The sequence below is a fragment of the Haemophilus parahaemolyticus genome, assembly GCF_018373095.1.
In the GTDB taxonomy this organism is placed as follows: domain Bacteria; phylum Pseudomonadota; class Gammaproteobacteria; order Enterobacterales; family Pasteurellaceae; genus Haemophilus_A; species Haemophilus_A parahaemolyticus_A.
This window is the reverse complement of sequence record NZ_JAHAHT010000049.1, coordinates 1-12,516: the sequence shown is the minus strand read 5'-3', so window position 1 is coordinate 12,516 and position 12,516 is coordinate 1. Positions and strand designations below refer to the sequence as shown.

Here is a 12,516-nt window from a genome sequence, read left to right as displayed (position 1 = left end):
TATTTAAAAAGCTATGAAGTCGATTTTTTATCAAGCGATTTTAAACAATTTGATGAAAACCCTATACAAGCTGTTATATGGCGGGATAGCGATTTTAATATTCTGCAACAACGCTTATCTGAACTTGATTTTTGGCTATTAAGTTATATACAAGAACAACCTTCGTCTTTAGAAGAGGTATTATCTGCCTTAAATACCGTAGTTGAAGATAGCACCTCCTTAATTCCATTATTGGAAAACACTTGGGTGAATTGGATTAATGCTGAAGTGCTTTATCCTAAAGAGGGATAAATTTTGTTCAGAAAAACGTATATCAATATGAGATAGGTGAAAAAGAGATCTTTTTCACCTAATTTTTATTAGGTTCAATAGCTTATCACGCCTTAACGTCATTTCTTCCTAGAACTTACTCACAAGCGGTAATTTTTTTAGCTTTTCTAACAAAGTTTGTTAAAATGCCTTATTCTTTTTTACGCTTGATTCTATATGATAGACTTCCGTCCTTTTTATAAACAAATTGCCACCACGAATCTCTCTGCGTGGCTTGAAACCCTTCCCGCACAGCTCAAAGCGTGGGAAAAAACCACCCACGGTGACTATGCCAAATGGGCAAAAATTGTTGATTTTATGCCAAATTCGACCGCTTGCATTAACTTGAAAGATAAAGTGGAATCCATTCCAACCGAACCGCTTTCAGCAGGTGAAACCCAACGCATTACCCATCATTTAAAACAGCTGATGCCATGGCGAAAAGGTCCGTATCACCTACACGGAATCCATATCGATACCGAATGGCGTTCTGATTTTAAATGGGATCGCGTATTACCGCACCTTGCTCCGCTAAAAGATCGCACGATTTTAGATGTAGGTTGTGGCAGTGGTTATCATATGTGGCGAATGGTGGGCGAAGGGGCAAAAATGGTAGTAGGAATTGATCCAACTGAGCTGTTCCTTTGCCAATTTGAAGTCGTACGGAAATTGCTTGGTAATGATCGCCGTGCGAATTTGATTCCACTTGGTATTGAACAAATGCAACCACTTGCTGCCTTTGATACGGTATTTTCAATGGGCGTGTTGTATCACCGTAAATCGCCGCTTGATCATCTTTCACAGCTCAAAGCCCAACTGGTCAAAGGTGGAGAATTGGTACTAGAAACGCTGGTCATTGATGGAGATATGAACACTTGCCTTGTGCCTGCCGACCGCTATGCGAAAATGAAAAACGTTTATTTCATTCCGTCCGTACCGTGCTTAATTAACTGGTTGGAAAAAGTGGGGTTTAAAAATGTGAGATGTGTCGATCAAGCTGTTACCACGCTTGAAGAACAACGAAGAACAGATTGGCTTGAAAATGAAAGTTTGGTCGATTTCTTAGATCCAACCGATCACAGCAAAACTATTGAGGGCTTACCAGCACCAAAACGGGCAGTGATTTTGGCGAATGCTTAGTAAGGGCATAGTAGACAAAATAGTTGCTTATAAAGTGGACTGATTACATTTCTGGAAAATAAACCTATCGGCAACTCTTAATAAAATATCAATGTTCGGTCAGAACAATCTAAAGATATATTAATAAAGCCTCTAATTCGTTCCCATATTTCGGATTGTTGTTGGGGTTTGATTTCCGCAATCTTCACTTCATCTTTCACCCGCCTTCCCATCTACTTACATGGCTCGGCAAGCGGTAGAATTTAAATTAAATTTTGCGGCAGCTTGCCAAGCCTATTGCTCACTCTATTTCGGGTGTAACCGCTTGTATCACGTTAAGTTTAAATTCAGGTGAGTAATTTTGCTTCTTACTCAGCACGGCTAACCCATTGATTCCACTATGATTAAATTGGTGAATCCAATGTCGCAATGTTCTGCTGGACAGTTGAAAATGTTTACGAGTAAGTGAACGATTTTTACCATGTTGAAGATAAAATTCGATGACTTGTTGTTTGAAAGGGAAATTGTATTTGGTCATAAAAAATTTGCACCTTAGTCAGTTGGTTGTTTAGCCCAACTTTTGGGGTGCAGATCAAAACGAGTCCACTCTATAACATTTAACGCATTGTAACAAATTCTTCCGAACCTGTTGGGTGAATCGCCACCGTATTATCAAAGTCTGCTTTGGTTGCCCCCAACTTGATTGCTACCGCAAAGCCTTGAATCATCTCATCAACCCCAAAGCCGATACCATGTAAACCGACGACTTTCTCTTCTGGTCCAACACACACTAACTTCATTCGGCAAGGTTGGCGATGTTGTGTTACCGCCGTATACATTGCTGTGAATGAAGATTTATACACTTTTACATTCTCTTCGCCATATTGAGCAATCGCTTGTGGTTCGGTTAAACCCACTGTACCAATTGGTGGATGGCTAAATACTACGGTCGGCACCAGGTTGTAATCTAAGTGTTCATTCGGTTTGTTGTTGAATAAACGCTCAGATAAACGGCGTCCTGCAGCTACTGCAACTGGTGTTAATTCAATACCACCTTCGATAATATCACCCACCGCATAAATGCCTTCTACATTGGTGTTTTGGAATTTATCGACAATAATTTGACCACGCTCATTTGTTTTCACCCCTGTTACTTCAAGGTTGATCACATCTGTTGCAGGCTCACGACCGATTGCCCAAATAAGGCTATCTACTGTTGTTTCTCGACTATCTTTAAGTTTCAATGTGAGGGAACCATCCGCATTTTTTACTACTTTCTCTGGCAGTGCGTGTGTATGTAAATGAATGCTATCTTGTTCCATCACTTGCATCAACGCTTCTAAAATATAAGGATCTTGACTACGTAATGGTGCATGTTGGCGGACAAATAAATGCGTTTCTGTTCCTAAGCTATTAAACACGCCTGCGATTTCTACTGCAATGTAACCAGCTCCTACAACCGCTACGCGTTTTGGCAATGAGTTTAAAGCAAAGACACCATCTGAATTGATACCATATTCTGCCCCTTCAATGGCAGGAATGCTTGGACGACCACCCGTAGCAATTAAGATATGATCTGCGGTGACTAATTCAGTTGAACCGTCTGCATAAGTGACTTCAATCGTTTTCGCATCTTTAAAACGTGCAAAGCCGTTTAACACGTCCACGTTATTTTTTGATAATACGTTGTTGTATGATGTGTGAATTCGGCTGATATATGCTTGGCGGCTTTCTACCAATTTCGCATAGTCAAAGCCTTTCATTTCTACATCAAATCCATAATCTGGTGCATATTGGTTGATTGCATCCGCAATATGAGCACCGTAGAACATCACTTTTTTCGGTACACAGCCCACGTTTACACAAGTTCCGCCTAAGTGTTTCGCTTCGATAATCGCACATTTTTTACCATAGCTTGCCGCACGGTTGATAGAAGCAATACCGCCTGAACCTCCACCGATAGCAACGTAATCGTAATGTTTAGTCATTTTTTATTCCTTATTGATAAAATAAAAGCGGTCTGATTTTAACCGCTTTTTGCAGAAATGTATTGAATTATTGTGATAGGTTACCAGCCTAAATACTCTGACGAGGCACAGAGTTGGCGTAGCCGAATTGTCGCCACGCTTCATAAACGACTACCGCAACTGAGTTCGATAAATTCATACTGCGACTATCTTTACACATCGGGATACGAATTTTTTGAGACATCGGTAGCGTGTCTAAAATCGCTTTAGGAATCCCCCTACTTTCAGGGCCGAACATCAAAAAATCACCTAGTTCATACTGTACATCGCTATGATTCGGTTCCCCTTTTGTGGTTAAAGCAAAGAGACGTTTTGGCTTCGCCGTTGCTAAGAAATCTTCAAAGTTTTTATATTTTTTGATGTCCACAAACTCGTGATAATCCAAGCCTGAACGCTTTAATTTTTTATCATCCCACGTAAAACCAAGTGGTTCAATCATATGTAAGCGAAAGCCACAGTTTGCACAAAGTCGAATAATATTCCCGCTATTTTGTGGAATTTCAGGTTCATATAAAACAATATCTAACATTTTCGTCTCACTTTTTTCGCTATTTAATTTGCGTTTCAATAATGCCGCCACCTAAGCAAACTTCGCCCAAGTAGAACACAGCGGATTGACCTGGTGTTACAGCGATTTGTGGCTCATCAAAAATCACTTTGATGGTGTTGTCATCAAGCGGTTGAATTTCACACGGAATATCCGCTTGGCGGTAACGCGTTTTCACTGTGCAGCGTAAGTTTTCATGCAGCGGTTGCATATCTACCCACGTCAATTGTGAGGCAATTAAGCCGGTTGAAAGCAAGGCAGAATTATCATGTCCTTGTGCAACTACTAATACATTATTGATTAAATCTTTTTCCACTACATAAAACGGATCTTCGCTCAAGCCTTTTACGCCGCCAATGCCTAAACCTTTACGCTGACCGAGAGTGTGGTACATCAAACCATCGTGGTGACCAACCACTTTACCGTCCACGGTGCGAATTTCACCTGGTTGAGCAGGTAGAAAGCGGGCTAGAAAGTCTTTAAATTTGCGTTCGCCGATAAAGCAGATCCCTGTGGAATCTTTTTTCTTCGCTGTAGCTAAACCAAGATCTTCAGCAATTTTGCGCACAATCGGCTTTTCAATTTCACCCACTGGAAATAAACTTTGCCCAATCTGTTTTTTATTTAACGCATAGAGAAAGTAACTTTGGTCTTTATTTTCATCTAAACCACGTAATAATTGTGCATTGGCATCGTCCCCACTACGGCGAACATAATGCCCTGTGGCAATATAATTTGCCCCTAAATCTTCAGCCGCATACTCTAAAAAGGCTTTGAATTTGATCTCTTTGTTGCACAAAATATCAGGGTTCGGCGTGCGACCCGCTTTATATTCGCTTAAAAAATGTTCGAAAACATTATCCCAGTATTCCGCCGCAAAGTTAATTTTATGCAGTTTCATCCCCAATTTATCCGCTACCGCTTGTGCATCGGCTAAATCTGCCGCAGCGGTGCAGTAATCCGTGTCGTCATCTTCTTCCCAATTTTTCATAAACAAGCCTTCGACTTGATAGCCTTGTTGTTGAAGAATAAACGCAGAAACAGAGGAATCCACACCGCCCGACATACCGATAATCACTTTTTTCTTAGCGTTTTCGGCAAGTTGTTCGGAGGTTAAGGTTGGAAAGTATTGGTTGTAAGTGTTTGAATTTAACATAGTTCTCCCGTAACTTCGGTTAAGGCGAAGCACATTTGGTTATAATAAAAACGAATCATAGCCTAGGGTGCGAGCACACTAGGCTAAGATATTTTTTCTGATAAGAAAATAGCACTCTAGCTTATAGAAATAAGAAAATTATCCCTTATACCCATTCGGGTTATTTTTTTGCCAATTCCACGTATCACGCATCATTTCATCTAAGCCGTGTTGTGTTTTCCAGCCTAGCTCTTCCCACGCTTTTTTCGGATTTGAATAGCAAGTCGCAATATCCCCTGGACGGCGATCGACTAACTTGTATGGCACTTCAATATTATTCGCTTTTTCAAACGCTTTAACCATATCTAACACAGAGTAGCCCACGCCCGTGCCAAGGTTATAGATGTGACAACCTGCATCATCTTGGTGTTTTTCTAACGCTTTTAAGTGACCTAACGCTAAATCTACCACGTGAATATAGTCACGTACGCCTGTACCATCGTGGGTATCGTAGTCGCTACCGAATACAGAGAGTTCTTTCAATTTACCCACCGCCACTTGGCTGATGTATGGTAGCAAGTTGTTTGGAATACCGTTTGGATCTTCACCAATTAAGCCGCTTGAATGGGCACCGACTGGGTTGAAATAACGTAAGATTACTGCACTCAATTGTGGGAATGCTTTTACCGTATCTTCTAAAATACGTTCTACCATATATTTTGATGTGCCGTATGGGTTGGTTGTGCCACCTACAGGGCAAGATTCTACAATTGGAATAATTTGCGGATCGCCATACACCGTTGCTGATGAGCTGAATACAATCGTATTCACGCCCGCTTTGAGCATCTCTTCGACTAATACAATTGAGCCTGTCACATTATTTTGATAATAACGCAATGGCTCACGCACACTTTCTCCCACTGCTTTTAAACCTGCGAAATGGATCACCGATTCAATTTTATTTTCTGCAAAAATTTTGCGTAAAATATCACGGTCTAACACATCACCTTTGTAAAAAGGCACTTTTTTGCCCGTGATTTTTTCAACACGCTCAAGTGAAATTTCAGATGAATTGCTTAAATTATCCAAAACCACCACTTCTCGGTTTGTATTCAATAATTCAACAATAGTATGCGAGCCGATATAACCTGCACCACCAGTCACTAAAATTGCCATAAAAAACTCCTTGTATGAATAATTTGGCTTATTTTACCTTGGTTTTATTAAATAATCTTTGATTTTGTGCTAATTTAGTCACTCATTTTTTCACTCTGAGATCCCTATGTTAAAGCTACTTAAAGCACTCTACCGCGTGTTCCGTTGTATCCGTGAAGGCGTTATAACACTCTTCTTCCTACTGTTCGTAATGATCAGCTTTGCTTTTGTGTCATTGCTCAGTTCATTTAACGGCAAGGCTGAAACTGAAGCCATGTCGACCTTTGACCACGGTGCGTTAGTGCTCAATTTAAATGGTTATTTGGCAGATAATCGCGAAGAATACCCCGATTTCTACCGCTTGTTAGAAGCCGAAATGGGCAACGAGCAACCGCAAAAATACTCTACTTTTGACGTTGCGAACGCCATTCGTCAAGCGAAAGTTGATGAAAAAATTACAGGATTGGTATTAGATCTCGCCAAATTCGAAGGCGGAGATTATCCTTCGCTCGATTATCTTGGCAAGCTAATCAAAGATTTCCAAGCATCAGGCAAACCCGTGATTGCAATTGGTCACAGTTTTAGCCAAAAACAATATTATTTGGCGAGCTTTGCCGATCAAATTTACCTCAACAACGCTGGTGCGGTGGAGTTGGAAGGCTTGAAATATAGCACACTCTATTTCAAATCGTTATTCGACAAAATTGAAGCAACGCCATATATTTTCCGTGTGGGCACTTACAAATCTGCCGTCGAGCCATTGATTCGCGATGACATGTCTGCAGAAGCCAAGCAAAATGCGACCGCTTGGTTGTATCCAATGTGGCAAAATGTAAAAGAGAAATTGGCAGAAAATCGAAAAATTTATGCCGAAAATATCGTACCGCCATTAGATAAACTGATTGAGATGCGAAAACAAACACAAGGCAATGAAGCTGATTTTGCGTTAAAGCAACAATTCGTGACCCATATCAACAGTCAAGCGGAAATTCGTCAAGCACTCGCGGATAAATTCGGAGCAGACGACGAAAAAGGATTCAAATCCATTGATTACCAAGATTACGCAAGCGGTCTAGTTGATAGATTTAATCGCAAAGGTGAAAACAAAATCGCTGTAGTCAATATTGAGGGCGAAATCACAATGGGTGAAAGCCTAGAAAACACAGCGGGGGCAGACACCATCATTGCTCAACTGCAAAAAGTGAAGCAAGATAAAAGCGTACGAGGATTAGTGCTCCGTATCAACAGCCCTGGTGGCAGTGCCTTAGCTTCGGAACTGATTCGCCAAGAAGTGGAGGCGATCCAAAAATCAGGCATCCCTGTAGTAAGCTCTATGGGTGGAATGGCTGCATCAGGCGGCTATTGGATTGCAGCAACTAGCGATAAAATTTTAGCCGACAAAAACACGCTTACAGGCTCAATTGGCATCTTTGGTGTGATGTTCAATTTAGAAAAAACCGCGAAAAATTTAGGCATACGAGAAGATGGTATTGCCACCTCACCATTAGCGGAAATTAGTAGTTTAAAACCGTTATCTGAAGAGCAGAAAATGCTGATTCAAATGAGCGTGGAACAAGGCTACCGCGAGTTTTTAGATTTGGTCAGCCGTGGGCGTAACATTACCAAAGCCGATGTAGATAAAATCGCCCAAGGGCAAGTTTGGTTAGGTGCGGTTGCCAAAGAGAAAGGATTAGTAGACCAACTTGGCGATTTTGATGATGCATTATATGCAATGAGCGAGTTGCTGAAACAACAACGCTCAGAAGACACACCAGCTTACGAAAAATTGGTGCCACAATGGTTTGGCGACCGTGATGAGTCTCTTTTTGCCGAACTTTCACGCAGTTTAAACAGCAAAATGCAAGTCAGCTTTGCCAAATGGTTAAACCTTCCGATCGCCAAACAAGCGGACGATTTTGCTCAAACTTTTGCAAAATTTAATGATCCACAATATCGTTATTTGTATTGTTTGCAGTGTGGGACGGTAAAATAACGGATAAGGTAATAAATTAAAAATCACCGCTTGCTTTAAACAAGCGGTGATAGATTTTCACACATTCCCATTCTTAATATTCTCAAGCATTTCCCAGCGTTCAAAAGCTTGTTCAAGTTCAGCTTCTTTCTCTGCGAGAGCTTGTAATTTTTCTTGGGTATAAGCGATTTCTTTGCTGAAGAAATCAGCAGAATTCACCTCTGTTTGCAAAGCGTCAATATCTGCCTCAAGGGCTTCCATCTTCGCAGGTAATTCTTCCAGTTCACGTTGTTCTTTATACGACAACTTCACTTTCTTCGTTTCTGCTTTGGGTTTTTCTTGTTTTACGAGTTCGCTTACAAGCGGTTCATTTTTCTTCTGATTTTGCGATTGTACAGCTTGGCTAGCATGGTAATTTTCTTGTTGTTGCTTCGCATCAAAATAGCCACCAATATATTGATTTAATACGCCGTTGCCTTCAAAGAAGAAACACTCTTCCACGGTATTGTCGATAAATTGACGATCGTGGCTGACGATTAATAATGTACCTTGATAATCGGCAAGCAGTTCTTCCAATAATTCCAATGTTTCCACGTCCAAGTCATTGGTTGGTTCATCCAGAATCAGAAGGTTATTGGGCTTGAGCAATAATTTTGCCAATAAGAGACGGTTGCGCTCGCCGCCCGATAAGGCTTTAACGGGCGTCATTGCACGTTTTGGCGGAAATAAGAAATCTTGCAAATAGCCAAGCACGTGGCGTTTTACGCCGTTTACTTCAATATCTTGTTTACCATCGGCAACGTTGTCCATCACCGTTTTTTCTAAATCTAACTCGGCACGGTATTGGTCGAAATAAGCGACATCTAATTTGGTTCCACAACGAATGGTACCCGAAGTAGGTTGCAATTCACCTAATAACAGTTTGATGAAGGTGGTTTTACCACAGCCGTTTGGCCCCACTAACGCAATTTTATCGCCACGTTGAATAGTCGCAGAAAAATCTTTCAGCAAGGTTTTACCTTCAACTTCGTAACTGGCATGCTCAATTTCAAACACGATTTTGCCTGATCGAGCAGTGGTATCCAACTGGATTTTAGCTTTACCTTGCACTTCACGGCGGTTGCGACGCTCTTCACGCAACTTTTTCAAGGCTCGCACTCGCCCTTCGTTACGCGTGCGGCGGGCTTTAATGCCTTGGCGAATCCACACTTCTTCTTGTGCGAGTTTTTTATCGAAAAGCTCATTTTGCAAGGCTTCTACACGTAAATCTTCTGCTTTGGTTTCTAAATAGAGATCGTAGTTGCTTGGGTAAGAGACGAGTTTACCGCGATCTAAATCAACAATACGGGTTGCCATTTTGCGGATAAATGAACGGTCGTGCGAAATAAAGATGATCGAACCTTTGAAATTGAGCAATAAATCTTCAAGCCAAGTGATGGCTTCCACATCTAAATGGTTGGTTGGTTCATCTAATAACAGAATATCTGGATCGGCAACCAAGGCACGGGCAAGAGCAGCACGGCGAACCCAACCACCTGAAAGTTCACAGAGTTTTTTGTCTGGATCAAGCTCTAACAATTTCAGCGTGTCTTGGATGCGGTTTTCAAACTGCCAGCCATTGTTGTGCTCAAGCTGAGCTTGCACTTGTGACAATTTTGCTAATAACTCATCGCTGTAATTGGTCAGCATTTGTTGCGAAATGTGGTGATATTGCTTTAAAAGATCGCTTAAATGTGCAATCCCTTCAGCAACATATTCGAAAACAGTTTCTTGAATATGACGTGGCGGATCTTGCTCAAGACGTGTCACAATGATGTCTTTTTCAAAAATTAACTTGCCATCGTCTAATTGCACTTCGCCTGCAAGTACTTTCATTAACGTTGATTTGCCCGCTCCATTGCGTCCAACTAAACAGACTCGTTCATTAGGTTCAATATGTAATTCGGTATGATCTAAAAGTGGAAAATCCCCGAAGCCTAAATAGGCGTTTGATAGGTTAAGTAATGCCATAAAGTTGATGTTAATAAGAAAAAATTTGGTTATTTTATCAGATTTGAACGAGGGAGGTAAGCGGGGACATGTTGATGGTAATGTATAAATAATAAAGAAAGCGAAAAAGCAATGAGACAATACCTTGAAGTGATTGGTTTAATTCACCTTTGGTTAAATATTAATTTACCTAAATTCCCCCATTACTAAAAATAGTAAACTATAAAAAAGAGATTAGGTGTGCTTAAAACGCCTAAAATATAAAGAGAATACGGTTGAAAAAATTCAACCGTATTTTGAAAGACTAAAAGCGAAAATTATTCTGCTAATTCTGTTTGTTCATGAGCCATTAACTCTTGTCCAACATTATCTAATAACGTTAAATAACGTTCGTAATGTTTTAACATATCCGCAATTAACTCATTTTTATCCATATATTGCACATCATAACCAACACGACCATCAAAGAAATAAGTGTAAGGTTCGTAAGTGGTGCTATGTTGAATATGTGGTAAGTTTTCATCGTTAATTAACTGCTCTGAAACTTCACGGCTAACAGATTTAATACCGTACATAAAGTCACGCATTGCATCTTTTTGAATTACTAATTCGACTGCAGGTTCATCTTGATCAAACAAGGTATTTACCGACACACTCAGATTATATTTACCAATTAGCTCTTGGCGTAATTCACGCATTGCAGGTAACGCAGTATGTTTGAGGAAGCGTAAAATATCTTTCTCTTGCGTTTGGTTCATCATTTGCTCTAAACGATCTTTCCATTTTTCACCTGTCCAGAAAATACTGGTTGGGTTCACTTTGGTGCTAAAGTATTTCTTATCTGTATTTAAACCTTTCCATAAGCTCACACACATAATCAGCATTAACATAGCAAATGGGAGAGATACCATTAATGTCATTGCTTGTAGGTTAGCTAAGCCGCCTGAGCGCATTAAGACAATCGCTACCACAGACATTACTCCTCCCCACATTACTGCTTGCCAGCGAGGAGAGGTTAAACTTTTATCACGTGATGCAATATTATTCAGTACATAAATACCTGAGTCTGCCGAAGTAATAAAGAATAAAGAAATAATCAATAAACTTACAATACCTGTTACTGCTGAAAGGGGTAAGTAATCTAAAAATTTAAACAACAGAGATTCTGGTGATGAAACCAGCTGACCTAATGCACCTGCGGCTTCCCCATTATTTAACCAAATTGCAGTATTACCAAATGCGGTAAACCAAAGTACACCAAATAAACTTGGAATGACTAATACACCAAAAATAAATTCACGAATTGTACGTCCTTTTGAAATCCGAGCAATAAATAAGCCTACAAAAGGCGCCCAAGAACACCACCATGACCAATAAAGAACTGTCCAACCGCTAAACCAGTTCGTATGCTCTTGTTCATACGTATAGGTTTTGAAACTTAACTGTACTAAATGGCTAAGATACGTGCCTAAGTTATCACTGAATGCCGATAATAAATAGAGAGTTGGTCCTGCTACTAAAACAAAAATTAGCAATAAGAAAGCTAAGCTTAGGTTTATTTCGCTCAGCATTTTTACTCCTTTACCTACTCCTGAAATCGCAGAGAATATGGCTAAGCTCATGACAACGATAATAACAATTAACTGTAAACTAAAGCTATTTTCACTTGCCCAACCTAATTGAGTTAATCCCGCACCTAATTGCGATGCACCAAAACCTAAGGTTGTAATAATACCGAATAAAGTCGCAAGCAATGACATCACATCAATGACGTCACCTACTTTGCCGTTAATACGATCTTTCAATAATGGGTAGAAACAAGAACGCAATGCAAGTGGCAGTTTATAGCGGAAACCGAAATAAGCTAAAGCTAAAGCAATCATTCCATACACCGCCCAAGCGTGAATTCCCCAGTGGAATAAGGTATGTAGCATCGCTTCTTGTTGACGATGTTCTGCTGTGCCGCTAGTAATATCTGAGAGATAATGTGTCAATGGTTCTGCCACACCAAAGAACATCAACCCAACCCCCATTCCCGCTGCAAATAACATTGCAAGCCAAGAAAGGAATCCAAATTCAGGCTCTTCTTCATCATTGCCAAGTTTAATATTCCCTAAACTACTGACGGAAAGAATCAGCAAAAAGCCTAAAAAAATTGAAAATGTTCTTGTGCTGTTGGTCCATTATTATTAAGAATTTCTGCTTTAGTAAAATTTTTCGAATGTTCTAGAATGTAATTGTGAATTTTATCAATTCTTTTCAT

The 12,516-nt window shown here is 40.2% G+C and carries 8 protein-coding genes and 2 pseudogenes; 3 read left to right on the top strand and 7 right to left on the bottom strand.

Annotated features, from left to right (window positions below):
- The coding region (locus KH943_RS06145; protein WP_438359826.1) for an HvfC family peptide modification chaperone at window positions 1-291 on the top strand (291 nt) is incomplete at its 5' end.
- Between the two features lie 195 nt (window positions 292-486).
- A complete protein-coding gene (gene cmoB, locus KH943_RS06140; protein WP_304108984.1) occupies window positions 487-1,449 on the top strand; it encodes a tRNA 5-methoxyuridine(34)/uridine 5-oxyacetic acid(34) synthase CmoB in 963 nt (320 codons plus the stop codon).
- Between the two features lie 298 nt (window positions 1,450-1,747).
- Here cmoB and KH943_RS06135 read toward each other — a convergent pair.
- The 5 genes and pseudogenes from KH943_RS06135 to galE form a co-directional block, all read right to left on the bottom strand.
- Window positions 1,748-1,966, bottom strand: a pseudogene (locus KH943_RS06135) (helix-turn-helix domain-containing protein); the annotation flags it as partial.
- A 79-nt stretch (window positions 1,967-2,045) separates the two neighbouring features.
- Window positions 2,046-3,416: a glutathione-disulfide reductase gene (gene gorA, locus KH943_RS06130; protein WP_304108981.1), complete on the bottom strand. Its 1,371-nt coding sequence runs from the start codon at window positions 3,414-3,416 to the stop codon at window positions 2,046-2,048.
- A gap of 88 nt (window positions 3,417-3,504) precedes the next feature.
- Complete coding sequence (trmL, locus tag KH943_RS06125; RefSeq protein ID WP_304108980.1) at window positions 3,505-3,984, bottom strand: tRNA (uridine(34)/cytosine(34)/5-carboxymethylaminomethyluridine(34)-2'-O)-methyltransferase TrmL; 480 nt, start codon at window positions 3,982-3,984, stop codon at window positions 3,505-3,507.
- Window positions 3,985-4,003: 19 nt separating this feature from the next.
- Window positions 4,004-5,158 carry a tRNA 2-thiouridine(34) synthase MnmA gene (gene mnmA, locus KH943_RS06120; protein ID WP_304108977.1) on the bottom strand — a complete coding sequence of 385 codons (1,155 nt, stop codon included), beginning with the start codon at window positions 5,156-5,158 and terminating at the stop codon, window positions 4,004-4,006.
- Between the two features lie 138 nt (window positions 5,159-5,296).
- Entirely contained in the window at window positions 5,297-6,313 is a 1,017-nt protein-coding gene (galE, locus tag KH943_RS06115; protein WP_304108974.1) for a UDP-glucose 4-epimerase GalE, read from the bottom strand.
- A gap of 106 nt (window positions 6,314-6,419) precedes the next feature.
- Here galE and sppA point away from each other — a divergent pair, with 106 nt between their 5' ends.
- The gene (gene sppA / locus KH943_RS06110) at window positions 6,420-8,285 is read left to right on the top strand and encodes a signal peptide peptidase SppA (RefSeq protein ID WP_304108971.1); all 1,866 of its coding nucleotides are present in this window, start codon (window positions 6,420-6,422) and stop codon (window positions 8,283-8,285) included.
- A gap of 57 nt (window positions 8,286-8,342) precedes the next feature.
- Here sppA and KH943_RS06105 read toward each other — a convergent pair whose 3' ends face one another.
- Window positions 8,343-10,274, bottom strand: coding sequence for an ABC transporter ATP-binding protein (locus KH943_RS06105; protein ID WP_304108968.1), 1,932 nt, complete (start codon window positions 10,272-10,274; stop codon window positions 8,343-8,345).
- A 296-nt stretch (window positions 10,275-10,570) separates the two neighbouring features.
- Window positions 10,571-12,418 (bottom strand): annotated as a pseudogene (locus KH943_RS06100) (BCCT family transporter); the annotation flags it as partial.
- Between the last annotated feature and the right edge of the window lie 98 nt (window positions 12,419-12,516).